We start from the raw sequence: 23,318 nt of genomic DNA, 5'->3' as shown, positions 1-23,318 counted from the left end.
CCGCACTGTCACGGCCGGTGCCACTGAGTAGTTCTCCGAACCATCTAAGGCAAAACCTATCGCTACGTTTGTTCGGCCTATAGGGCCAGGTTCCATCGCAGTGCGAACTATGACCGCCTATTATGAAAGCTGCCGGAACTTCGAGCCAACCCCGCCCAGAAGAAGGCACACCATGGAAAACGAAACAGTACTTAACATTCTCAAATTGATTCTTGCTGGATCTCCCCTGTCAGAAGTGCTGACAATCATCGCCCGAGTAGTCGAATCTCGAGGTGCCGGCACGTTGTGCACCATCTGGCTTCCTGATGATGACGGAAAGCAACTCCACTGCGCGGCAGCTCCCAGCCTCGTTGGATTCAGCGATCACGTGGGGTCAATGCTTATTGGTCCAAAAGGTGGATCCTGCGGCACAGCCGTTTATCGAAAGAAGCCAGTCTATGTAACCGATATCCTCAATGACCCCATCTGGGATCATTATCGTCATCTGCTCTTGCCGTATGGAATTCGTGCAGTGTGGTCGCAGCCCTTGTTTACCAGCGATGGTAAAGTTCTCGGGACCTTTGCCATTCATTATCGTGAAGCGCGTAGCCCTGACGCTACCGATCTGCAGTTGATCGAGAATGCCGGCCACATTGCAGGAATCGCGATTGAACGCCATCTGAATGAAGAAAAGTTGCGGTATGAACGTGATCGCCTGCGATTGCTTCTGGAAATCACAAGCAGCGTGACATCCAGGTTGGACCTCCGGCAAGTGGTTGAGGTGCTTTCGACAAATCTATTCAGGATAATGCAGTGTGACGTGTCCGCCTTGTTGCTACCCGACTCCGAGAGCGGCGAGTTACGCGTCACTAACTTGCACAATCCAGACGCGAGAGGACCCATCTGCGAGGGATCGTTGGTGCCGATGAATAGTTCGATCTCGGGTCAGGTATTGCGAAAGGGCAAGAGCATTCGGATCGATAGCTTCGAACAGGTCCGTGAGGATCCTGAAATTTATGGGAATCCTGACGGCCAGCTTCTTTATAAGCGCGTGATTGAGGAAGGCCTCAGCGTGGGGTGCTATCTTCCGCTCCTGGGCCGTGATCGCGTGGTTGGCGTTCTGATGCTCTGTAGGCGTTCGGACAATGCTTTTGAGAAAGACGACGTCATCATGCTTGAGCAAGTGGCCCGTCAGATAGCGATTGCAGTTGAGAACACGTTGGAGTACGAAAAGGCGACAAAGGACCGAGACAAAGAGACGAAACAAAGACGTTATCTGGAAGAAGAAATCCGCGCAGAGTTTGGCGCAATCGTGGGTGACAGTCCGGCTCTGAAGACTGCGTTGAACCTGGTCTCCGTGGTCGCCCCCACGGGCTCGAGCGTGCTGATCATGGGCGAGACTGGAACCGGTAAAGAGCTTATTGCGCGTGCTATTCACAATCTGAGCGGTCGCCGGGAACGAGCCTTTGTCAAATTGAATTGCGCCGCGATCCCTCTAGGGCTCCTCGAAAGTGAATTATTTGGACACGAAAAAGGGGCATTCACGGGAGCAATTGCGCAAAAGACGGGACGCTTTGAACTCGCGAACAAAGGGACCCTCTTTCTTGATGAAGTTGGCGACATTCCTCTGGAGCTTCAAGCGAAATTGCTGCGAGTCCTGCAGGAACAGGAATTCGAAAGACTAGGGAGCAACTACACGCATAAGGTTGACGTTCGCGTGATCGCAGCCACGCATCGCGATTTGGCTGCTATGGTCGCGCAAGGGACATTTCGGGAGGACCTCTATTATCGACTGAAGGTATTTCCGATCCACGTTCCGGCATTACGGCAGCGCACTGAAGACGTTCCGGAGCTGGTTCGGCATTTCGTACAACTGTATGCGCGACGAATGAATAAAGGGATCGACGAAATCCCTTCAGCGACGATGGACGCTCTCGTCCGGTACCGTTGGCCTGGAAACGTTCGCGAGTTGCAGAATTTTATCGAACGGGCTGTGATTCTTTCTCCTCACACGGTGTTGCGCGCTCCAATTTCAGAATTGGAACCGTTCAGCGCCCGCAGGGTATCCAATGCGCCAATAACGGGCCTCGAAGAATTAGAACGAGATCATATCCTCCGTGCGCTCGAAGCAAGCAATTGGGTGGTGGGTGGCCGCAATGGCGCGGCAGAACGACTGGGAATGAAGAGGACATCGTTTGTATACAAGATGCAGAAGTTTCGAATAAACCGTCCTGCCTCCTTGCCACAGAAAAGTGCCGAGAGACAGCTACTCTAGGACCCTTCTCTTTTCCTGCACCTCGCGCGTGTGGCAACTGTCGCTACGAGAACCTGTTGTGCGTGCTACCTACCGCAATTTCTTCCAACCAGCGACGCGTTGGCAGTTCAATGGAATTCGTTTGGCAATCTAAAGTTCGTCGTCCGCGCGCCTACTATTCCGCTGCGTTCAGCGACCGAAGCCATCTAGAATCAACAAAGCGGGAAGGGCTTTTTGCTCACCGTCTTCCCGCTCTGCTAGTCTGAATAGTTTCAGCCTTAGAACGGAGCAATCTCTCACAATGGCCTTTAAGTTCAAGGGAGTCGACTTCATCGGCTTCGACGCCCTCCTCAACGAAGACGAGCGCCTCTCGCGCGACACCGCGCGCCAGTTCATCGAAGACAACCTCATCCCCATCATCGAAGAATGCAACCGAGAAGGCCGCTTCCCGCGCGAACTCGTGCCTCAGATGGGAGAGCTAGGCTTCTTCGGCGCGAACCTGCACGGCTACGGCTGTGCCGGCATGTCGAATGTCGAATACGGCCTCGTCATGCAGGAGTTCGAGCGCGGCGACTCCGGCGTGCGCAGTTTCGTCAGCGTGCAGTCAGCGCTCGTCATGTATCCCATCTATACCTTCGGCTCCGACGAACAGAAAGACTACTGGCTGCCGCTGATGGCAAAAGGCGAAAAGCTCGGGTGCTTCGGCCTCACCGAGCCCGATTTCGGATCGAACCCCGGCGGCATGCGCACCCGCGCCCGCAAAGTCGGCGACGAGTACGTCCTGAACGGCGAAAAGATGTGGATCACCTCCGGCACCATCGCCGACGTAGCCGTCATCTGGGCCAAAGTCGAAGACGAAGACGATCGCGTACGCGGCTTCCTCGTCGAAACCGATCGTCCCGGCTTCACCGCATACGATGTGCACGGCAAATGGTCTCTGCGCGCCTCCGTGACTTCAGGACTCTCGCTGCAAGACGTTCACGTCCCAGCGAAGAACCTCATGCCCGGAACCGCCGGCCTCAAATCGCCGCTCATGTGCCTCAATCAAGCGCGTTACGGCATCAGCTGGGGAGCCATCGGCGCAGCCATGTCCTGCTACGACACGGCACTCCAATACTCTCTGCTGCGCAAGCAATTCCGCGACCAGCCCATCGCCAGTCATCAGCTCGTGCAGGAAAAACTCACATGGATGATCTCTGAGATCAGCAAAGCCCAACTGCTGTCACTGCAAGTAGGCCGCATGAAGGACGAAGGCAAGGTAAGCTTTGAGCACATCTCCATGGCCAAGCGAAACAATGTATGGATGGCGCTCGAGTGTGCCCGCATATCCCGCGATATCCTCGGCGGCAACGGCATCACTGACGACTACCCGATCATGCGCCACATGATGAACCTTGAATCCGTGAAAACCTACGAAGGCACGCATGACATCCATACGCTCATCATCGGTCAAAGCGTGACGGGCATTTCCGCGTACTGAGGTTCGGCATTCGTGTTAAGGCGGCTGGTTGAAACCGAGGCCGCCTTTTGCGCAAGCAAAACAATCTGCCAGTCACTCCGATTAGGACCGGCAATCACCTGAGCACTCTCAAAACCCTTTTCACGCGCAACGTCCACCATGAACTTCTCAGTGTAAGCAACAGCAGCTTCCGGCACCTTCAACGATTCCACGCGCGCGTTGCCCACCGGATGCTGGAACGTATGTCGCCCGCCGAAAGTGGGCGGCGGGTAGTCGAGACAGAAAAAGTACATCAGCATCTTTCCGCCGGGCCTCAACACACGAAAAGACTCCTCACAATAATTCATCAGCTCTGGTTCAAGCAGATGCGTAAACAGAGAAGTCGAAAAAACAAAGTCCGCGCTTTCACTTTCCAAGGGTAGAACGTACTTCCCGCTTGACCCGCTCTGGTTGTAAGAAACGCTCGCGTGTGTCGAATGCGCAAAACGGAAATTTGATTTCGGAAAGTGTGCGGAACACCAATCCAGCATCTCCTGATCAATGTCGATGCCGATGTAATTCCCCTTGAATGTGGACCCTTTAAAACCGTAATCCCGCAAATGGTGCGCAAACCTGCCGCAACCGCAACCGATATCCACGATCACAGAGTCCATCTCGATCAAATTGTTGCTCAGACAATAGAGCCAGAACGACTCCGCGACGCGAAGATAGTTGACTTGATTGGAAAAGAATCTATTTCCAACGCCAATTCTGATGCGTAGATGATTGGGAGGCAACGCTCGAAACTCTCGCCAAATCGCGCGTGGCAAAAGATCTGCAGAATTGACGAGCAACTTGAATGCAGGGTTGTGCGATAACAAGGAAGTAGACGGAACTATCTTGCGCATCAACCGGGCGAGGGCCTTTTTCATGCGGTGCCAGCACCTCTTAAAATCATTGGAATTGAGGCGATTATAACGGCGCCCTTACGTCAAATCTACGTCAAACAGTGAATTTCGCCCTGACTTCAGCATCCTTCGTAATAAACCAGGAGAATGCTAAAAAAATGCTACCGCCTTCGCATTCGAGGTGCAAAGGCGGAAAAACAAGTTATTTATCGCAAGTGACCCATCTTGCCATCGTTGTAATCATGAACCGCCTGCATAATCTCATCGCGCGTGTTCATCACAAACCGCCCATAGCTGAATACCGGCTCGTTGATCGGTTCGCCGCTCAGTATCAGAAGAGTTGAATCCTCTTTCGCTTCTATCAGTACGCTCTCGCCTTCCGGACTCACGGTGGCAATGCGTGCCTCTCCCTTAAGTGAATCTCCACCGTTCAACGCTATGTTGCCCTTCAGCACGAACACACCGGTATTATGCCCTTCAGGAATCGGCAGTTCCACCTTGCTCCCCGCCGTTAGCCGAACGTCGAACAGATTCACGGGAGTAAAGGTGCTAGCCGGTCCGCGAGCACCGCCCAATTCTCCGGCGATCACCCGCGCATACGATCCGTTGCCCAGATCCACCGTCGGAATTTGCTCTTTCGTGATTCCCTGGTAGCGCGGTTTCGACATTTTCACAGCCTTGGGCAGATTCACCCAAAGCTGAATCATCTCGAACGTGCCGCCATTCTTCGCGAACTCCTGCTCGTGCATCTCTTCGTGCACTATTCCGGCAGCAGCCGTCATCCACTGCACGTCGCCGGGAAAAATGATGCCCGCATTTCCAGCCGAGTCGCGATGCGAGACCGCGCCTTGATACGCGATCGTCACCGTTTCGAATCCGCGATGCGGGTGCTCACCCACTCCATGCGACTGCTGCGAGGGCTCAAAATAAGACGGGCCCGCATAATCCAGCATCAAAAAGGGATCGATCTCCTCTCTTAATCCGTTTGACGGAAACATGTTACGCACTGGAAAGCCGTCGCCCACCCAGTGATTTGAACCCGGCCCATATACCTCAAGCACTTTTTTTACTTCAGACATCACTTACTCCCTTCTTCCCGCCGCTCTTCGCGGCCACACCTTTATTTGCTGATGAATACAATGCCTTTACCGCACCCAGCCCAAGCTGTCGCAGCAGGTCGATCAGCAACTCGCGATCTCGTTTCCCAACCCCCGAAGTAGCCAGTTCCATCGCGCGCTTATGCTCTTCAAATACCTCCCGAATCAACCTTTCACCAGTCTCAGTCAGCCGAACCAGTCGCGCTCTACGATCCTCGGAGTCTTCCTCGCGATCGATCAGTCCCCGGCGCTCCAGCCGGTCAAGAGCCGCGGTCATCGATCCACTGGTGAGCATCACTTTCGGGCCCAAATCCTTCACATGGAGCGGCCCTTTGTGGAAAAGCGCTTCCAACACTCCGAAGTCGCTAAGACCGAGACCAAGACCAGCAATATGCCGCTGTGCGTGCTCCTCCACCGATCGAAAAGCCTTCCATAGCACCAGCCAAAGATGAATGCCACTGGTATCGCTCTTCGATTTTGCAATTGCCGCCTTCATTTATCTTGATATCAAGATGTTTTAACAGAGAAAAGGATTCAACCCGACACCCGCAGCCAAATCGCCTGCCTTCAATCGCCGGAAATCGCGCAACCGATTCGTGCACTGAGGGTTCTAATAAATGGACACCCGCTGACAACGGAGTCCGCTGTGCTAAGCATGCATCTTCCCAAACCGCAGAGACGTCCTGAACTCGATGCCCTGCGCGGCCTATTCCTCGTCTGGATGACGCTCACGCATCTCCCCACACGGTTTAGCGACTTTGTGAACCAGCCCATCGGCTTCGTCTCTTCCGCCGAAGGCTTTGTCTTCCTCTCTGCATTGCTTGTGAGCCGCGTCTACATGCGTCAGGCGCTTCAGGACGGGACAGCTCTGCGAAACAAATTGTGGCGCCGCTCCCTGCGGATTTACGCGTACCACTTGCTCATGCTGGCGCTCGCTTTCACCGTCGCAGCAGCCTATGCCGTCACGACCCATCGCGCAGCCATCTACAACCTGCTTAACTTCTACATCGCGCATCCATTCGTCGCTGTTGTCGGTTCTTTACTTCTGCTCTACTGCCCGCCGCTGCTCGACATTCTGCCGATGTACGTGATCTTCCTCTTCTTCACACCGCTTGTTCTCTCTTCAGCTGTGCGGCAAGGCTGGGGAAGAATCCTCGCCGTCAGCGGCGCCTTCTGGCTCTTCGCGCAGTTCGGCCTGCGCGATCTGGTGCACAACATCGTCGTCCACGTCACGCATTTGCCCATCCCGCTTCAGGAAACGGGCGCTTTCAACCTCTTCGCCTGGCAAGCCATCTGGATCGTCGGTCTGTGGCTGGGCGCAAAATCCGCTGAGGATGACGTACCGCTGAAGCGCATCCCTGGCTACGTTGTTGCCCTGTGCGCGCTGGTCTGCCTCTTCTTTATCGGAGTTCGCCACGACTGGCTCGGCCCTCACCTCACGCAACAGGCACTCGGAATGAAGCTCGACAAGTGGCAGATCGGGCCTTTGCGAGTCATCAACCTTGTTACCTTCACGATTGTTTTCTACTGGATGCGCAAGTATGTGTCGCGTGTGATAGCCGTAGAACCGTTTCTGACTCTGGGCAAGGCATCGCTGCATGTCTTCTGCGCGCATGTCTTCTTCGTCTTTGTCGGATTAGCCTTGCTCTTCAGCGATGTTCCACAACTGCATGGATGGGTGGCCATCACGCTGCTCGCCGTGACATTTGCCGGACTGGTGCTGGTCGCTGTGCGAGAGGTGCGCAAGCAGCGCGAAGATCGCGCCAAACGCGAAGTAAGGAACGCGGAAGAACCAGCCGACGTGCCTCCGTCGATTCAATTACGTGCAGAACCCAAGCCCCTGACAGCACCGCTGCAAGAGGAGCCGGCAGCAGCCTCGGAGTCTTGTCGATAGAGCGTTAGACGGCGACCGTAAAGGTATCTTCGGTACGCGTAACTGTGCGATACATCGTGTCCCGCTCGAAGGGCTCGCGGCCAGCTTCACGAATCAGCCGTTCCAGATCGCGCCGACGCATTCCCTGCGGTGTCGTCGCACCCGCATCGTGATAGATCTTCTCCTCGATGACCGTTCCATCGATATCGTCCGCGCCAAAACGTAACGCGATCTGCGCGATCTTCGGTGTCATCATTTGCCAGTAGGCTTTGATGTGGGGGAAATTGTCCAGCAGCAGACGGCTCACGCCAATCTGCTTGATGTCCGTTAATCCAGTAGTCCTCGGCAAATGCTCAAGCGGCGTATTGTCCGGATGAAAAGCCAGCGGTATGAACGTCTGGAAACCATGCGTCTCATCCTGCACCGCGCGCAGGCGCAGCATGTGGTCTACGCGGTCCTCGTCGTTCTCGATGTGCCCGTAGAGCATGGTCGCATTCGACTTCAGCCCGAGCTGATGCGCCGTCCGCGCTGTATCCAGCCATTCATCCCCGTCGATCTTGTGATCGCAAATGATATGGCGCACTCGGTCCGCAAAAATCTCCGCGCCGCCGCCAGGCAGCGAATCCACGCCCGCATCGCGCAATCGCTCTAATGTCTCTCGAATCGAGAGCTTCGCGCGCCGCGCAAAGAACGCAACTTCGACCATGGTGAAAGCCTTGATATGCACCTGCGGAAAGCGTTCTTTTAAACCGCGTACGAGATCGAGAAAGTATTCGAGCGGCAGATCCGGATGCAATCCACCAACAATGTGGAACTCCGTGACGGCCTCACTATACCCGGACGCGGCCGTCTGCCATGCCTGTTCGAGCGCCATGGTATACGCGCCAGCGGCATCTTTCTTGCGGCCGAAAGCACATAGCCGGCAGGCAGCGACGCAAACATTCGTCGGGTTGATATGCCGGTTCACGTTAAAGTACGCAATGTTGCCATGCAGCTTTTCGCGCACGGAATTAGCCAGCCAGCCAACGGCGAGGATGTCAGGCGAGCGATAGAGAGTCACCCCATCATCAAAGCTCAACCGTTCGCCTCGCAACACCTTCTCCGCAATCGGTTGCAGTCTCGCATCATCGGTCGCAAATGGCCGACGCGTCGCCTGAAATGCCGTTTCTCCACTCATAACTTCCTATGATAATGCAATGGCTTAGCTCAATGGTATGGCGAATCCATCCAACCAACCTCACACGATCGATTCAGCGCGAATTAGTTGACTTTCACCGCAATAGAAAACCGTTCCCAAGATCGCGCCGTACAATAGCCTGCATGATTGAGAATCGCTCTGTGCCGACCGACATCGTGCTTCCGCACATCTCGTATCATCACGTCGCCAAAGCGATTGAGTGGCTGACAAGAGTTTTTGGATTCAAAGAAAACTATCGCTACGGCGATCCCGTGAGCGGCGCACAACTCTACGCCGGGAAGGCTTTCATTATGGTCCGGAACGAGCCGGACCAGGCCACGCCGGCACAACTGGGATATGGCACGCAGTCCCTTACCATCTTCATAGACGATGTGGACGCGCATTACGCGAAAGCCCGATCAGAGGGAGCAAGCATCGTCGAAGAGCTGCATGAAACCGAGTATGGCGAACGCCAATATGGAGTCGAGGACCTCGATGGCCACCATTGGCTTTTCTCTCGACATGCCCGCGACGTAAGCCCGAATGAATGGGGCGCGGTCATCGCAAAACGCTGAATCACCTGTATGAAGTACTTATCTAACGGGGTTCGCTGATTTCGCTTAGAGAAGAAACCTGATCTCCCAGGGCGATCGACAGTTTTCTCATGCGTGCAGTCGTCGGCGCTGATACTATGCCTCAAGAAGCAAGCTTTAGAATTTGTTACGTTTAGGGTTTACTGATTGCCCCATCGCATTCGATTGTTGTCTCTATTGGCACTCTGCTTTGTCCTTCTGTCGGTTTCGCGAGCTTCACAGCAGGGCGACGCGGCAGGAACCGCCATGTTTCCAGCACTCACTACGTATAGCCTCGACAAGGCGAAGATTAACCTGCCTTCTGATTTTGAGGGCAAAGTCAATCTGCTATTGATTTCATTCGAAACAGAGCAGTCCAAAGACATCGATACTTGGATGCCAACTGCTCAGGCGCTTCAGCACATCAACTTTCAATTTCGCTATTACACGATGCCCGTATCCAGCCAGGAAAACTTCATCTATCGCTGGTGGGACAGCTCATCGTTGCGCAGCGTCGAAACCGATCCAGTAGCCTGGCGCTGGATCATACCTATCTATACAAACAAGGACAGCTTTCGCCGCGCTCTGAACATTCCAAACGAAAAAGAAATTGCGTTAGTGCTTGTCGATAAATCCGGTCAGGTGCTCTGGAAAACATCCGGACGTATCACGAACGAGAAGAAAACAGCACTCACAAACGCCGTGGATGCGGCAACACATCTCCAGTAAGGTCCTTCTCCATGACGAGCGCATCAAGCTTGCCCGCATAGTAACCGGGTATCATGCCGATCTTCGAATAACCTACGGCGTGATAAAACGTCTGCGCCTGCAGATTATCAACGGCAACCTCCAGCCGAATCGACTCCGCGCCCTTTGCCCGAAAATCCTCCTCTACTGAGAGAAGCATCGCACGTCCAACCTTCTGTCCTCTCCAATCAGGAAGGACATCGATCGTGATGATGTGCCCAAGGTGGCGGCCCTCGCGCATCTGCAATTGTCCCGTGCAGAAGCCTGCAATCGCTTGCGATTCCGTTTCAGCAACTACCGTGATGGACTTTGGGTGCTGCAAGTAATAGCGGAGTTCAGCTTTCGAATAAGCAATCCCAGGCGCGAAGCAGACATGGTCGATTCGATACAGCACATTGAGGTCTGCACTGCGGAATGGACGCAGTTGAATCACGCAAACGAAAGGCTATGGCTGCGTCCCGCCGCCACTGCTCGCGGCAGCCGTCTCTTCTTGCTTCGGTTGAATGACAACACCGTCATAGAAAGATGCAGCAACTAGCCGATTGCCCAGTGAGCGAACCGAACGAAGCGGCCAGCCGGCATCCCACCACTTCCAGGTTTTGCTGCTTTCGTCGATCGCAAAAACCATTGTGGACCGTGACGAAGTGACTACGACTCTTCCTATTTCGTTGTTGTAACTGAGTCCATTGATGCCTGCCATCGGCAGAGTAGCCATCTGCTGCCAGCTCTGCCCTTGATCGTCGCTGTAGAACAGTCCCTCTCGGCCTCCCACCCACAGGCTACCCTTCGGCGCGGTGGTCACAGCTTGAACCGAGGTAAGCTTCGCAGGCAGCGTAATGGCATGCCACTCTGTGCCGCCATCTGTCGAGAGCATCAGTTGCTGTCGATTCGCTGCCATCACAACATTTGCCTTCGCAGTGACGAAACTGTAGTTCTCACCCGTTAGTATTGGGCCCGACCAGCTTGATCCCTGATTCTGACTGCGATAGATTCCATTCGACGTAGCTGCAAACCAAACGCCGCTCGCGGTGTTGATGTCGTTCACGCGACCATCAATCGAGCCATCCGGTTTAGAAACTTGCTTCGTGGACTTAGTCTTCTTGCCTTTCTTTACCGCATACACCGTCTTCTGCGTGTAACTGATGAGGTCGCCGTCCTGCATCCATTCCGAGCCGGTCCACCGAAAGATGCCGTGATTTGTCCCAGCCAGCAACGTGCCGTCATCTGCCAGAGCGAGGGCAAACACATCTCGTCCATTCAATCCGTTGGCTCGCTGCTGCCACGTTGTCCCACCGTCTTCCGACACGAAGACGCCGCCATATACCTTGTCGTTGAGCACGCCCGCGTAAATCGTGCCTTCATGTTTTGGATCAACGAGAATAGCCGCGACTTGCCGTTGAGAAAAACCGGCGTTTGAGGCATTGAACGTGGCTCCGCTGTCATTGCTCAGCAAAACCCCACCGCGATCCGTTGCCAACAAAACATGTTGTGGATCTTTAGGATTGACGTAAATGTCATTGATGATCACGTCAGGCCCGGTGATACGCGTCCAGTTCACGCCGTCATCCAGGGTTTTGTAGAGACCTTCTGTCGTGCCAGCATAGACAATCTTGCGGTTTATCGGATCCTGCATCAGCACACGCGTGCGGCGCGCAGTCGAAGGAATCCCCTGGACCTTGCGATAGAGTTCGCCTGCGTTTTCGCTTCGGTATATACCGGAGCAGGCGCTCGTATAGATAACCGTCGGCCGCGTTGGATCGATGATGATCGAGAAAACGTCAGAGTCGTCGATCAAACCCTCTTTGATGTTGTGCCAGTGTTCACCGCCATCCGCTGTCTTCCAGGGCAAATGCCATGTTCCCGCATAGATCAACTTAGGATCATTCGGATCGATCGCGATGGATTCGACTTCATGAATCTCGCCGCTCCCCGGCGGACTGATTTCTGCCCAGTGCTGTCCTCTATCCTCGCTGCGATAAACGCCCTTCAACGTTCCAGCTACCAGAACCTTCGGTTGAGAATAAGACTGGGCCAACGCAAGCACCGATTGGCCGTCAATGTCTGCGCTCGTGGTCCAGGTGATGCCGCCGTCGCGGCTGATATAGATACCGCCAGCAGGCTGGCCCAGTTCCCACACTCCGGCAAAGAGAGTCTTAGGATTGGAAGAGTCAACAACCAGGCTATCGACTACCAAATCATCAGTTTTGCCCAGCTTCGCCAGTCTCTTCCAACTAACGCCGCCGTCCGTCGACTGATAGATCCAGCTGGTCGTTGTTCCCAGATAGACATGCTGAGGATCACCAGGATCGGCTGCGAAACTGCGAGCATCGCCGCCATTGGGACCTACAGGCACCCAATCCGATACTCCGCCTCGCGCCGCTAGATCGAAAACTCCAAGAACACCTGCACCAAGGACCAATAACCGCAATAGCTTACGTTTCATAATTTCCTGATATCAATCTATCCGCTTCTGACGCAGACCCGCCAGTATTCATTTTTATTCGATGCCGGATTTCCCTAAAAAGGTGAAGGGCCAGCCGGATTTCCCGGCTGGCCCTTTGGTTTAGTGCAATCGCGCTTACTGACTAGACGTCTTTTTTGCGCGATGGTGTTTCCGTTCAGCTAGCGGCTTGCGGGTTTGCGGTTGCACTGCGGACTCGTCGACTGCAGTCGTGCCTGGCACGTCTGTATCGAAGCTGGCGCCGGCCGGTACGAGGTAATTTTCAACTTCCTGCGCACCTGCTGTGCCTGTACGAACCTGGATGCGGCTGGCGTCAATGCCCTTCTCCTTCACCAGGTAGTCCTTCGTGTTCACCGCACGCTGTGCCGCCAGGTTGACCGGCGGTGCAGCCTTCTTGCCCCTCTTCTTCGGCGGATTCTGCTCATCTGCCGTCGAATTGCCAACCACCACCACGGATGCATCGGCTGAACGCTGCGCGTTGAGCGCTACGTCATCGAGGCAAGCCTTGGCTTCGTTGTCGACGCGAGCCGGACGCCGTTTGTCACGGCTGAACGTGATCGAGCAGAGTGTCTGGGTCTTCGGCGCCGGGGGTGGCGGTGCGTTGAGCGTCACCGAGCAGGAGCCGGAAGCAGTTTGACCCTTGTCATCGGACACATTAGCAGTCACCGTAATCGTGCCCGCCGGCGCACCAGCCGTGGACAGGGTTGCAGTGTTGCCGGTGCCACTCACCGAACCGGCCGACGCAGTGTAGCTATAGGTCAGCGGACGGTTCTGCGGGCTGACGCCGGTTGCCGTGATCGTGGCGCTGTCGCCCGGGTTCACGCTCGACGGATTGACCGAGCAGCTCACCGTTGGCGGTTCATACTGCTTGACTGTAAAGTTCGCAGTGCAGTCTGCAAACTGACCGGGCTTCTGACCTTCGCTCACGTGGCCGGTAGCTGTGTAGTTGCCAGGCTGCAGACCGGTGGTGTCGACATTGGCGGTCGCCGTGTCGCCCTTCACCGTCACGCCCTGACCAGACCAGCTGTAGGTTGCCGTCTTCTTGGGATTCAGGTTCGTTGCTGTACCGGTGATTGTAATCGGATCGCCAGGATACACAGTCGCCGGGCTGGCCGAGCAGGTGTACTCAACCGGAGGCGGTGGGATGATATTGCCGAACTTCCAGACAATGCCGGTGCTCAGGCGCGCAGCATTGATATTGGCTCTGCCACCCGTTACAGGTTGCGGCCCAAAGTTCGCATGAATGTATTCGAAATCAGCCTGGAAGAGTCGCAACGCTAAACGGTGATTCCAAAACGGCAGGTTGTAATCCAACCCACCGCCAACAGTCAACGCAGGGCCCCAGGTCCAAGCATGCTGCGCCAACGGTGGGCAGCAGTGGTTCGGACCTCCAACGTCCGCCGCGCCTGCAAGTGCATGAACGAATGGCGTGATTCCTTCCGAGGTTGGGTAGCGAACAATTGGACCACCCGCAATAGTGTAAAAACCATCGTTGTTCCCATCTGGATGGGCGCCAAATTCCACTTGGCCGCCAAAGTAGCGGTTGAAGTAGTAGGCCACGCTGGCGAGTGCACCCTCATCTACTGAGGCGTAGCGGTCGCTGAAAATTGTTCCATCATTCAGCGTCGTGTTCACCGTTCCATGTGGAGCGAAATAGGAATATCCAGTAAACACGTCGATGCGGGAAACTGGTTGCTCAGCCGGAGCTGCCGGCGCTGGAGGCGTATTCTGCCCGAAAAGACTCGAAGCTCCGAGTCCCACGGCGCACCCAACTAGCAGAATTCGGCTCACGGAACTTAACGGACGAGATTGCATGCGTCTATCCTCCGAAACCATACTTTTGAAAATCATGCTGAAATACAGAAGCAGGCTTAAGTGTCAAGCCCAGGTAAACCCAATGACAAAACTTCGGTAACGAAAACTGCGACGGTATAAAAAGCTACCACACGTTGATTACGTTAGAGCACAAATTCTTCAATGAGTTGCCTTAAAATGCACGCTTCAAGCACCTTCGCAGTTACTTATTCGCGAAAGCGAGACAGAGCACATTGCAGCCGTGGCGTGCTCTGGTAGGGAGATCGCTTCTTATATCTGCGCGAACGATTTACCCTCGAACGTGATACACATCTAAGCTATTGAATCTTATCACTTATTGCAAGTTCAATACTCGCTTCAAACTGCCCCGCTCCCGCAGAATTTTCTCCTGCAATAGAGTAAGGGCGTAGATGAGCTGCTCCGGACGCGGCGGGCAACCCGGCACATACACGTCCACCGGGATCACCTGATTGACGCCTTGCACCAAAGCATAGTTGTTGAAAACTCCACCAGATGTTGCGCAGGCTCCCATGGAAATCACCCATTTCGGCTCAGGCATCTGATCATAGAGACGTCGAATGACCGGGGCCATCTTCTGTGAAACGCGGCCCGCAATTATCATCAGGTCAGATTGTCGAGGCGAGGGCCGAAAGACCTCCATGCCGAAACGTGCCACGTCAAATCGAGATGCGCCCATGGACATCATCTCGATCGCGCAGCATGCAAGGCCAAAGGTCATCGGCCACACCGAACTCTTGCGAATCCAGTTGATCGCTGCATCCAATGAAGTAAGGAAAACACCATCCGGCTGATCGTAGCCATAGCTCACTTCCTTCAGCTTCTCTCGGTTCTTCGCACTGCTTTCTAGTGAACCAAACAGATACCGGTCGCGCGCCAATTCGCTCATGCCTCTACTATAACGCCCCTCCGCTTTAAATTTGAACAGCTTGCCTCGCAATTACCACTGGCAAAAGTGCCAGTGGCGCGAAATAAGAATCCGGCATCCCTCCGAAAAAATGCTGTTTGCGATTTTCACGAAATATGTAAAAGTAACTGCAACACATTCAGGAAACTCTCACGGGCATATAGGCGGCGCCCACACATGCCCGCACCGCTATCGTTAGCATTCATTTTGTTTTTACCGGTGCAAGACCGGTTGGAATTGGTCTATTTCAACAAGCCAGATGGAGTGATATGCACCCTCGTATTGTGAAGCTGCTTTTGGCATTGGTGTTTTGTACGGGCAGCCTGTCGCCCGCAGTTGCGCAAACAGGTTCCACCGCTGACCAGATTGCAAAGCTCCAGGCCCAGGTCGCCGCGGCGCAGTCCGGAGCAGACAATGCGTGGATGCTTGTCAGTGCCGCGCTGGTCCTTATGATGACCGGCCCGGGACTCGCGCTCTTCTACGGTGGCCTTGTCCGCAAAAAGAATGTGCTCGCTACGATGATGCAAAGCTTCGCCATGATGGCCATCATCACCGTGCTCTGGGCGATCGTCAGCTACAGCCTCGCATTCGATTCCGGCGCCAGCTTCATCGGCGGACTCCACCACATATTCCTGCGGGGCGTCGGTCTCACGCCCGATCCCGACTACTCCACCACGTTGCCGCTCCAGACCTTCATGGTCTATCAGCTGATGTTCGCCATCATCACACCCGCACTCATTACCGGGGCATTCGCCGAACGCATGAAATTCAGTGCCATGGCACTCTTTCTCATTCTCTGGTCGATCTGCGTTTACTCGCCTATGGCCCACATGGTGTGGGGCAAAGGTGGATTGCTCAACGCCTCGCTCGGCGGCCGCTTCCCAACACTTGACTTCGCCGGCGGCACAGTAGTTCACGTCACCTCGGGTGTCTCCGCGCTCATCTGCGCGCTCTATCTCGGCAAGCGTGTCGGCTATCCGCGCGAGGCCATGCCGCCCCACTCTGTCGTGCTCAGCATCATCGGCGCCTGCCTTCTCTGGGTGGGCTGGTTCGGATTCAATGCCGGCAGCGCCTTAAGCTCGGGAACTCTGGCCACAAGCGCCTTCGTCAACACGCATTTCGGAGCGGCCGGAGCGGCCCTCAGCTGGATGCTCGCTGAATGGATTCGCAACGGCAAGCCCAGCGCTCTCGGCGGCATCTCCGGAGCCGTGGCAGGACTCGTCGCCATCACTCCCGCAGCTGGCTTCGTGCAGCCCATGTCCGCCATCATCATCGGACTGCTCGCCGGCGCCTTTTGCTACTTCATGGTCATCAAGGTGAAGAACTGGTTCGGCTATGATGACTCACTCGACGCCTTCGGCGTTCACGGAGCAGGCGGCACACTGGGCGCAATCCTCACCGGCATCTTCGCATCGAGCGCCATCAACCCGATTTTCAAAGATGCAAATGGCAACCCGCTCCCTTCCGGTGCGGTGGACGGCAACTGGCATCAGGTGCTGAACCAATTCGTCGGCATTGCCCTCGCATGGATTATTTCTATCGTCGGAACAGTGATCTTGCTGAAACTGGTCGATATTACTGTCGGGCTGCGCGTCACGCGTGAGCAGGAGATAGAGGGTCTCGATGTGACACAACACGGCGAAGAAGGCTACGATTTCGCCTCTTAACTGGACGCAACCTGTTACCCTGAAACACTTGAGACGACACTATGCAGAAGATTGAAGCAGTGATTCAACCGTCGAAGCTCGATGCGGTAAAGGACGCCCTGCTCGAAGTAGGCATCGAGGGCATGACGATTCTTGAGGCGCGCGGTCACGGTCGCCAGAAAGGCCACACCGAATTTTATCGCGGACGCGAATACACCGTCGATTTGCTCCCCAAGATCAAGCTGGAAATGGTCGTACCCGACGAGTTAGTAGAAAAAGCCGTGCAGGCGATTCTTTCCTCGGCACGCAGCGGCAAGATCGGCGACGGCAAAATCTTCATTTCGAAAATCGACGAAGCCATCCGCATTCGCAACGACGAACGCGGCCCGTCAGCCTTATAACGGCAGATACGCAGCGCCGTTTGAAAACAGATTGTCATCCTGACCCAGAGGAACGAAGGGAAAGGATCTGCTTTTCTTGAAATCAGGCACAAAAAGGGGTGCCCCATCCTTTCGCAGAAAGGGCGGGAACCACAAACCTACATAAACGCAACACCAGAAGCCGAATGACACCAGAGTCGCTATCCCTCCCGCGCATGCGGGACACGTATCAAAAGGACATAGCCGACCTGCGTCTCACCTTCGAACGCTCAGGCGACGGTTCTGCCTCCATCCGCCGCCGCTCGACATTGGTCGATAAAGTCGTCCGTCAACTCTGGAACGGAGTGGTCGAAAGTCAACCCGAACCGCCCGGCATCGCCATCGTTGCCACCGGAGGCTTTGGCCGCAAGGAACTCTTCCCCTTCTCCGATGTCGATGTGCTCTTCTTATGCGCCAGCGACAGCGTAGAGCGCGATTTCCATGATGTAATCCGCACCTGCACGCAGGCCATGTGGGATGTTGGCTTGAGAGCCAGCCCTGCAACGCGCACGTGGAAGGAATGCGACCACGTTGATCCAGACAACCTGGAATTTCTCGTCTCACTGCTCGACCGTCGTTATTTGAGCGGCGACTACACGCTTTACAAACGCCTCGAAAACGATCTGCTGCCATCGCTCGCCTTGCGCGAGTGGAACACCATCGTGCAGAACCTCGCCGAGATGGCGCGCGCCCGCCACACAAAATACGGCAACACCATTTTTCATCTCGAGCCCAACATCAAGGAGTGTCCCGGCGGCCTGCGTGACTACCATCTCTCTCAATGGCTCAGCCTGCTCTTCTCGCTGCAGGCGCAAAAGACATGGCCTAAACCTTCATCCAATAATTTCTTCACCGTACACAACGATCTCGAATCAGCATTCGACTTCCTCGCCGCCGCGCGATGTTTTCTGCACTACCGTTGCGGCCGTGATGACAACACGCTCGACTGGCATGCACAAGACGAAGCCGCCGAGCGGAGCATCGGACTGGACACCAGCGGCAGTGCCGACCCCGCGTATTGGATGCGCACGTACTATCGGCACGCGCGCACCATCTACCGCCGCACATCGCTGCTCATGGACGACGTGCCGCCCGCGCGCCGTTCGTTCTACAAGCAGTTTCGCCGTCGCCGCACGCCCGTCGCCGGCACCGACTTCTTCCTCGAACAGGGCCGCCTCGATCTCGACGAATCCGCGACCGTCAGCGATGCCGACAGTGTCCTGCGTATCTTCGGACTCATCGCCGTGCATGGCTACAAACTGAGCCAGAACGCCGAAGACCGCATCGCTGAAGCCCTGCCCGTCCTCGCCGTGCAAATGCCCGAGGGCCCATTCCTTTGGAACTGCCTGCGCGAAATTCTTCTTGGCCCGCACGCCGCACATGCGCTGCGCACCATGCACGCGCTCGGCGTCCTCGAACTCGTCATTCCCGAATTCCACGGCATCGACGCGCTCGTCATCCGCGACTCCTATCACCGCTACACCGTCGATGAGCACACCTTCCTCGTCATCGACAACGTCCATACGCTGCGCCAACCTACGCATGACTGGGAAAAGCGCTTCGCCACGCTGCTGACAGAAATCGATCGCCTCGACCTCTTCTTCCTCGCGCTCCTCATGCACGACACCGGCAAGGCGCGTCGCACCGGCGATCACTGCGCCCAAAGCGTAGAGCTAGCCGAAAGCCTTTTCGCGCGCCTCGAATTCGATCCCGAAGAGCGAGAGATCGTGCGTCGCATCATCCGCAATCATCTTGAAATGTCATCGACATTGCGCCGGGATATCTTCGACCACGAAAGCGTGCGTGCCTTCGCTGAAAAAGCAAGCAGCCAGGCACAGCTCAAGATGCTTACGCTGCTCACCTTTGCCGATATCAAAGCCGTCGCTCCCGACGCGCTCACACCATGGAAAGCCGAGAACCTCTGGCAGCTTTACATCACCACATCAAACTTTCTCGATCGCAGCGTCGACGAAGAGCGCTATCACGTCGAGACCGACACCGGTCTGTTGAGCCGCATCGTTGCTCTCAGCCCCGATCGCGCCGAAGAACTCAAAACCTTCCTCGAAGGCCTTCCGCAACGCTACCTGCAAACCCGCCTGCCCGATCAGATTCGCAGCCATTTCCGCATGGCCCTCGATCTCGCAACCGAGCCCGTGCAGCTTGCCTTCCGCACCGTGCGCCAGTTGCAGGAAGTCACCCTCATCACCGCCGACCGCCCCATGCTCTTCGCCGACATGGCCGGCGTTCTCTCCGCCTGGGGCATGAACATCGTCAAAGCCGACGCCTTCTCCAACAGCGCCGGCATCATCGTCGACACTTTCCAGTTCACCGACCCATTCCAGACTCTTGAATTGAACCCGTCAGAAGTCGACCGCTTCCTCAAGAGCCTTCGCGACGTCATCTCAAAGAACGTCTCTCTACAAACACTGCTGCGCGCCAGAAGCCACGCGAACCGCCGCAACAACGTAAAAGTGCACGTCGAAACCCGGCTTGCCTTCGACAACGAATCCTCCACTCACAGCACCTTGCTGCAAGTCGTCGCACAGGACACGCCCGGCCTCCTGCGCGAGCTCGCCCGCACCTTCGCCGAGTTGAAGTGCAATATCGAAGTCGCCCTCATCGATACTGAAGGCGAGATGGCCATTGACGTCTTCTACCTCACATCCCAGGGCAACAAGCTGACTGCATCCCAGCAGCAGCAACTCTCCACCGCACTGACGCAAGCCATAGAATCGCTCCGCCACTAGTGACAAAATCACCGATGAAGAACCTGTCATCCTGACGCTGACCCTGAACGGAGTGAAGGGGAAGCGGAAGGATCTGCTTCTAAGCAGTGGCACGAAAAAGGGTGCCCCATCCTTTCGCGCATTCTGCGAAAGGGTGGGAAAGCACGAACCCTCCCAGCAAGCCGCCATTCTGAGCGAAGCGAAGAATCCCAGCGATCTTTACTACTCGAGATTTTTGAAATAGCCGGGTGCTCCAGCATCTCGAAATGATGTAGGAGGACCTACTTCAAATAAGCTCGCACCAGATCAATCAAATCCTCAGCCAGTTCCGTCGGAGGCAGCGAGCTCTTCTCCGTCAGCATATGCAGCCGTATATGATCCTCCAGCACCTCAGCCATCAGGCTGTTCACGCCGCCGCGAACATTCGCCAGCAGCATCAACACGTCCGCGCAGTCGTCTCCGCTCGAGAGCGACCGCTCAATCGCATCCACCTGCCCGCGAATGCGTTTGATCCTGGCCACCAACTTCTGTTTTTCACGTTCTACATGGCTCATAATTTTCCTCTAATATATCCTAGGGGGATATGGTAAAACAAACCAAGACCGCTACCTTCGTAACATCACTGCAATATTGAAAGGTCAAGATCAAGGTTTGACCGCGTCGCCGTCCACAAAGCTCGGAGGCTGGCTTTGCGCAAGTTGCTGACAATCATTTCCCTGGCGCTGTGCTCTCTCTACAGTCGCGCCCAGCTGCCCGCTTCCCTGCCCGCAACTCCGACGCCGCAATTCACTCTGTCATTTCTCGGCGCTGACGACAACGCCCAGCGAAGTCAATCCAGCGCCGCTGGCATATCCCCGGAAGAGCGCGAAGTTCCTGACGCTCCTCCCGTTACGCTCTTCCCGCACAGCGACAGTGCCCCTTGGTGGATCTCCGGTCAGACCAATATCATCTTCCAGGCGCATCCACCATTTCACTCGCCCTATCAAGGCACAAACAGCTTCCACGGTGCGGGCGAATACAAAACCTCGCTCGTCGGAACCCTCTTCCTCGGCTACCAGCCGCACCGCAACCTTCGTTACAACACCGACTTCATCGTCGACTTCGAAAGCGCCGGCGGCCGCGGACTCAGCCAGGCCCTCGGCCTCGCCGGCTTCACCAATCTCGACGTCGTCCGCAATCCAAATCTCGGCTCCAAGCCCTATTTAGCGCGCGGCGTCATCCATCAGACCATCGGCCTCACCAGCGAAATGACCGAGTCCGACCGCGGCCCTTTTTCGCTCGCAACCGAAGTCTCCGTCCGCCGCTTCGACTTCCGCATCGGCAAAATGAGCCTCCCTGACGTCTTCGATATCAACTCCGTTGGCAGCGACAGCCACCTTCAGTTCACCAACTGGACCGTCGATAACGATGGCGCATGGGACTACGCCGCCGACACCAGAGGCTATACGGTTGGTGGTGTCGCCGAGTACGACGATCGCAACTGGAGTGCGCGTTACGGCATCTATGCCATGCCCACCGTTGCCAACGGCATCGATCTCGACTGGGCATTCTCTCGCGCCAACGGCCAGAACTGGGAATTCGAGTTGCGCCACTCCTTCATCAAGGGGCGCAAAGGCGTCACACGCATCCTAAGCTTCGTAAACCACGCGCACATGGGAACCTACCGCGAAGCCGTCGATGCCTACCTCAACGGAACCGACCCCACACCAATCATCACCAAGTACGCCCACTTCGGCGCCGTGAAATACGGCTTTGGCTGGAACAACGAGCAGGAGATCACCGAGGATTTCCGCATCTTCAGCCGTGTAGGATGGAACGAAGGCCAGCACGAATCATACGCATACACCGAAGACGACCAGACCGTCCAATTTGGTGGCGATCTCGCTGGCCAGCGCTGGCATCGCCCCGTCGACAAGATCGGCGTAGCCTTCGTCTCGAACGCCATCAAGAGCGACCACCAGAACTACCTGAAGTACGGCGGCCTAGGCTTCATCCTGGGCGATGGACGCCTCAACTATCGCCGCGAAAACATCGTCGAAAGCTATTACAACTGGCACACCTGGCGCGGCGTCTTCTTCGCCCTTGGCCTCAGCCACATCGACAATCCCGGCTACAACCGCGACCGTGGCCCCGTCTGGGTTCCCAGCGTCCGCATGCACGTCGACTATTAACCCTCAAGCTGCCACCCGTAATCCTCATGCTGTCATCCTGACCCTGTCATCCTGAGCAACGCGAAGGATCTGCTGTTTTCAACTGAAGCACGAAAATGGGTGCCCCATCCTATCGCGCACTTTGCGATAGGGTGGGAAAGCACAAACTCAAAGAGCCGTTCTCACTGCCCGAGATCACCGCGCCAGAGCAATCTCGCTCCGCGACCCCTCACGCATCCGGCGAGCACGGTCACAAAGCTTCCTCAGCTTTGACTCGATGGCCGCGTCACCAATCTGCTCGTCCTGCAACACACCTTCAGCGTCAATCGTGAACGTATGCGGAATCGCCGTCACTCCGAACAGCCTCGCCGTCGGACCGTTGAAACCGCCGTCCCGCGCCTGCAGCCACGTCATCTGGTTCCGCGCCACAAACGTCCGCCATTTCTGATCGTTTGCATCTGAATCCAGACTCACGCTCAGGATCACCAGCGGCTCATCGGCAAATTCCTGGGCAATTCTCTTCATGTGCGGCAGCGCTTCTATGCACGGCCCGCACCACGTCGCCCAGAAATCTAGCAGCACAACTTTCCCTGCAAGATCGTCGAGCGACACACGCCGCCCGTCGATCGTCGTCACTGAAAACGGAGGAGCCAAGCGTTGAGCGAAACCCGGAACCGCAAACGAAATCCACACAAGAAGAGGCACAAGCAACCGCAAGCTGTTTTTCCCTCCCCGGCAGGCTACCATGCGTGCAGTTTTCCCAGTAAGCGCAAAAAACGCGCCCCGTAAGGCGCGTTTCCTGAAATAAGAAATTCTTCTGTAAATCAGTTGAAAGGGAGAGCTGCAGCAGGTTGCTGATCGTTCAGTTTCTCTTTGCAGATGTGCGCGAGTTGAAGCGCGCGAACTTCTGCCTTATTCTGGGCCGAGCCCAGAACCTGGAAACAGTGATGGCAGATCGTCAAACGAGCCCGCGAAACATGCACGCGTGCTGGAAGCAACTTCTGCGGGACCGCATGAGTGGTGGTGACGGTGGGAATCATGGCTCGCACTCCAGCGTTATTAGAGGTTGACTGGGAGCATTACCCCGCCAAGTACTTACGGTCGACTCAACAATCTATTTTGTTATGTCGA

The 23,318-nt window shown here is 55.7% G+C and carries 20 protein-coding genes; 9 read left to right on the top strand and 11 right to left on the bottom strand.

Going from position 1 to position 23,318, the window contains the following annotated elements:
* Window positions 1-172 precede the first annotated feature (172 nt).
* Both H7849_RS27050 and H7849_RS03910 read left to right on the top strand, forming a co-directional pair.
* On the top strand, window positions 173-2,254 hold the full coding sequence (locus tag H7849_RS27050) for a sigma-54-dependent Fis family transcriptional regulator (RefSeq protein WP_186744303.1): 2,082 nt from the start codon (window positions 173-175) through the stop codon (window positions 2,252-2,254).
* Window positions 2,255-2,534: 280 nt separating this feature from the next.
* Window positions 2,535-3,713 (top strand): acyl-CoA dehydrogenase family protein, encoded by a 1,179-nt coding sequence (locus tag H7849_RS03910; protein ID WP_186744301.1) that lies wholly within the window; start codon window positions 2,535-2,537, stop codon window positions 3,711-3,713.
* Here H7849_RS03910 and H7849_RS03905 read toward each other — a convergent pair.
* The 3 genes from H7849_RS03905 to H7849_RS03895 form a co-directional block, all read right to left on the bottom strand.
* Complete coding sequence (locus tag H7849_RS03905) at window positions 3,683-4,603, bottom strand: class I SAM-dependent methyltransferase (RefSeq protein WP_186744299.1); 921 nt, start codon at window positions 4,601-4,603, stop codon at window positions 3,683-3,685. The two genes, H7849_RS03910 and H7849_RS03905, sit on opposite strands and share 31 nt — an antisense overlap.
* A 182-nt stretch (window positions 4,604-4,785) precedes the next feature.
* Window positions 4,786-5,658: a pirin family protein gene (locus tag H7849_RS03900; protein ID WP_186744297.1), complete on the bottom strand. Its 873-nt coding sequence runs from the start codon at window positions 5,656-5,658 to the stop codon at window positions 4,786-4,788.
* Complete coding sequence (locus tag H7849_RS03895) at window positions 5,651-6,172, bottom strand: MarR family winged helix-turn-helix transcriptional regulator (protein WP_186744295.1); 522 nt, start codon at window positions 6,170-6,172, stop codon at window positions 5,651-5,653. The genes H7849_RS03900 and H7849_RS03895 overlap by 8 nt, the downstream gene beginning before the upstream one ends.
* Window positions 6,173-6,331: 159 nt before the next feature.
* Here H7849_RS03895 and opgC point away from each other — a divergent pair, with 159 nt between their 5' ends.
* On the top strand, window positions 6,332-7,570 hold the full coding sequence (gene opgC / locus H7849_RS03890; protein WP_186744294.1) for an OpgC domain-containing protein: 1,239 nt from the start codon (window positions 6,332-6,334) through the stop codon (window positions 7,568-7,570).
* A gap of 4 nt (window positions 7,571-7,574) precedes the next feature.
* On the opposite strand, the gene mqnE is transcribed toward opgC, so the two are convergent.
* Window positions 7,575-8,726 carry an aminofutalosine synthase MqnE gene (mqnE, locus tag H7849_RS03885; RefSeq protein WP_186744292.1) on the bottom strand — a complete coding sequence of 384 codons (1,152 nt, stop codon included), beginning with the start codon at window positions 8,724-8,726 and terminating at the stop codon, window positions 7,575-7,577.
* Between the two features lie 143 nt (window positions 8,727-8,869).
* Here mqnE and H7849_RS03880 point away from each other — a divergent pair, with 143 nt between their 5' ends.
* Together H7849_RS03880 and H7849_RS03875 are read left to right on the top strand one after the other, a co-directional pair.
* A complete protein-coding gene (locus H7849_RS03880) occupies window positions 8,870-9,301 on the top strand; it encodes a VOC family protein (protein WP_186744291.1) in 432 nt (143 codons plus the stop codon).
* A 264-nt stretch (window positions 9,302-9,565) separates the two neighbouring features.
* Window positions 9,566-10,027, top strand: a complete 462-nt coding sequence (locus tag H7849_RS03875) for a hypothetical protein (RefSeq protein WP_186744290.1) — start codon at window positions 9,566-9,568, stop codon at window positions 10,025-10,027.
* Here H7849_RS03875 and H7849_RS03870 read toward each other — a convergent pair.
* From H7849_RS03870 to H7849_RS03855, 4 genes are all read right to left on the bottom strand, one after another.
* A complete protein-coding gene (locus tag H7849_RS03870) occupies window positions 9,990-10,478 on the bottom strand; it encodes a GNAT family N-acetyltransferase (protein WP_186744289.1) in 489 nt (162 codons plus the stop codon). The two genes, H7849_RS03875 and H7849_RS03870, sit on opposite strands and share 38 nt — an antisense overlap.
* A gap of 12 nt (window positions 10,479-10,490) precedes the next feature.
* Window positions 10,491-12,488, bottom strand: a complete 1,998-nt coding sequence (locus H7849_RS03865; RefSeq protein ID WP_186744288.1) for a VPS10 domain-containing protein — start codon at window positions 12,486-12,488, stop codon at window positions 10,491-10,493.
* A 135-nt stretch (window positions 12,489-12,623) separates the two neighbouring features.
* Window positions 12,624-14,321, bottom strand: a complete 1,698-nt coding sequence (locus H7849_RS03860; protein WP_186744287.1) for an OmpA family protein — start codon at window positions 14,319-14,321, stop codon at window positions 12,624-12,626.
* 334 nt (window positions 14,322-14,655) lie between these two features.
* Complete coding sequence (locus tag H7849_RS03855; RefSeq protein WP_186744286.1) at window positions 14,656-15,228, bottom strand: NADH-quinone oxidoreductase subunit B; 573 nt, start codon at window positions 15,226-15,228, stop codon at window positions 14,656-14,658.
* A 287-nt stretch (window positions 15,229-15,515) separates the two neighbouring features.
* Between H7849_RS03855 and H7849_RS03850 the strand changes: the two genes are divergently transcribed.
* The 3 genes from H7849_RS03850 (at window position 15,516) to H7849_RS03840 (ending at window position 20,058) form a co-directional block, all read left to right on the top strand.
* On the top strand, window positions 15,516-16,913 hold the full coding sequence (locus H7849_RS03850) for an ammonium transporter (protein ID WP_186744285.1): 1,398 nt from the start codon (window positions 15,516-15,518) through the stop codon (window positions 16,911-16,913).
* 41 nt (window positions 16,914-16,954) lie between these two features.
* Complete coding sequence (locus tag H7849_RS03845) at window positions 16,955-17,293, top strand: P-II family nitrogen regulator (protein WP_186744283.1); 339 nt, start codon at window positions 16,955-16,957, stop codon at window positions 17,291-17,293.
* 164 nt (window positions 17,294-17,457) lie between these two features.
* Entirely contained in the window at window positions 17,458-20,058 is a 2,601-nt protein-coding gene (locus H7849_RS03840; protein WP_186744282.1) for a bifunctional uridylyltransferase/uridylyl-removing protein GlnD, read from the top strand.
* A gap of 260 nt (window positions 20,059-20,318) precedes the next feature.
* On the opposite strand, the gene H7849_RS03835 is transcribed toward H7849_RS03840, so the two are convergent.
* Complete coding sequence (locus H7849_RS03835; RefSeq protein WP_186744280.1) at window positions 20,319-20,591, bottom strand: metal/formaldehyde-sensitive transcriptional repressor; 273 nt, start codon at window positions 20,589-20,591, stop codon at window positions 20,319-20,321.
* A gap of 135 nt (window positions 20,592-20,726) precedes the next feature.
* On the opposite strand from H7849_RS03835, the gene H7849_RS03830 reads away from it, so the two are divergent.
* Complete coding sequence (locus H7849_RS03830; RefSeq protein ID WP_186744278.1) at window positions 20,727-22,208, top strand: carbohydrate porin; 1,482 nt, start codon at window positions 20,727-20,729, stop codon at window positions 22,206-22,208.
* A gap of 174 nt (window positions 22,209-22,382) precedes the next feature.
* Here H7849_RS03830 and H7849_RS03825 read toward each other — a convergent pair whose 3' ends face one another.
* Both H7849_RS03825 and H7849_RS03820 read right to left on the bottom strand, forming a co-directional pair.
* Window positions 22,383-22,904, bottom strand: coding sequence for a TlpA family protein disulfide reductase (locus H7849_RS03825; protein WP_186744276.1), 522 nt, complete (start codon window positions 22,902-22,904; stop codon window positions 22,383-22,385).
* Between the two features lie 107 nt (window positions 22,905-23,011).
* A complete protein-coding gene (locus H7849_RS03820; protein WP_186744274.1) occupies window positions 23,012-23,227 on the bottom strand; it encodes a hypothetical protein in 216 nt (71 codons plus the stop codon).
* Between the last annotated feature and the right edge of the window lie 91 nt (window positions 23,228-23,318).

Source organism: Alloacidobacterium dinghuense, from assembly GCF_014274465.1.
Lineage (GTDB): Bacteria > Acidobacteriota > Terriglobia > Terriglobales > Acidobacteriaceae > Alloacidobacterium > Alloacidobacterium dinghuense.
This window is presented reverse-complemented; position numbering and strand designations above follow the sequence as displayed.

What these genes read in the sequence shown, in the direction of transcription:
- H7849_RS27050 (WP_186744303.1), top strand. Translation starts at nt 173, where the DNA reads ATGGAAAACGAAACAGTACTTAACATTCTCAAATTGATTCTTGCTGGA.
- H7849_RS03910 (WP_186744301.1), top strand. Translation starts at nt 2,535, where the DNA reads ATGGCCTTTAAGTTCAAGGGAGTCGACTTCATCGGCTTCGACGCCCTC.
- H7849_RS03905 (WP_186744299.1), bottom strand. Translation starts at nt 4,603, where the DNA reads ATGAAAAAGGCCCTCGCCCGGTTGATGCGCAAGATAGTTCCGTCTACT.
- H7849_RS03900 (WP_186744297.1), bottom strand. Translation starts at nt 5,658, where the DNA reads ATGTCTGAAGTAAAAAAAGTGCTTGAGGTATATGGGCCGGGTTCAAAT.
- H7849_RS03895 (WP_186744295.1), bottom strand. Translation starts at nt 6,172, where the DNA reads ATGAAGGCGGCAATTGCAAAATCGAAGAGCGATACCAGTGGCATTCAT.
- opgC (WP_186744294.1), top strand. Translation starts at nt 6,332, where the DNA reads ATGCATCTTCCCAAACCGCAGAGACGTCCTGAACTCGATGCCCTGCGC.
- mqnE (WP_186744292.1), bottom strand. Translation starts at nt 8,726, where the DNA reads ATGAGTGGAGAAACGGCATTTCAGGCGACGCGTCGGCCATTTGCGACC.
- H7849_RS03880 (WP_186744291.1), top strand. Translation starts at nt 8,870, where the DNA reads ATGATTGAGAATCGCTCTGTGCCGACCGACATCGTGCTTCCGCACATC.
- H7849_RS03875 (WP_186744290.1), top strand. Translation starts at nt 9,566, where the DNA reads ATGTTTCCAGCACTCACTACGTATAGCCTCGACAAGGCGAAGATTAAC.
- H7849_RS03865 (WP_186744288.1), bottom strand. Translation starts at nt 12,488, where the DNA reads ATGAAACGTAAGCTATTGCGGTTATTGGTCCTTGGTGCAGGTGTTCTT.
- H7849_RS03860 (WP_186744287.1), bottom strand. Translation starts at nt 14,321, where the DNA reads ATGCAATCTCGTCCGTTAAGTTCCGTGAGCCGAATTCTGCTAGTTGGG.
- H7849_RS03855 (WP_186744286.1), bottom strand. Translation starts at nt 15,228, where the DNA reads ATGAGCGAATTGGCGCGCGACCGGTATCTGTTTGGTTCACTAGAAAGC.
- H7849_RS03850 (WP_186744285.1), top strand. Translation starts at nt 15,516, where the DNA reads ATGCACCCTCGTATTGTGAAGCTGCTTTTGGCATTGGTGTTTTGTACG.
- H7849_RS03845 (WP_186744283.1), top strand. Translation starts at nt 16,955, where the DNA reads ATGCAGAAGATTGAAGCAGTGATTCAACCGTCGAAGCTCGATGCGGTA.
- H7849_RS03840 (WP_186744282.1), top strand. Translation starts at nt 17,458, where the DNA reads ATGACACCAGAGTCGCTATCCCTCCCGCGCATGCGGGACACGTATCAA.
- H7849_RS03835 (WP_186744280.1), bottom strand. Translation starts at nt 20,591, where the DNA reads ATGAGCCATGTAGAACGTGAAAAACAGAAGTTGGTGGCCAGGATCAAA.
- H7849_RS03820 (WP_186744274.1), bottom strand. Translation starts at nt 23,227, where the DNA reads ATGATTCCCACCGTCACCACCACTCATGCGGTCCCGCAGAAGTTGCTT.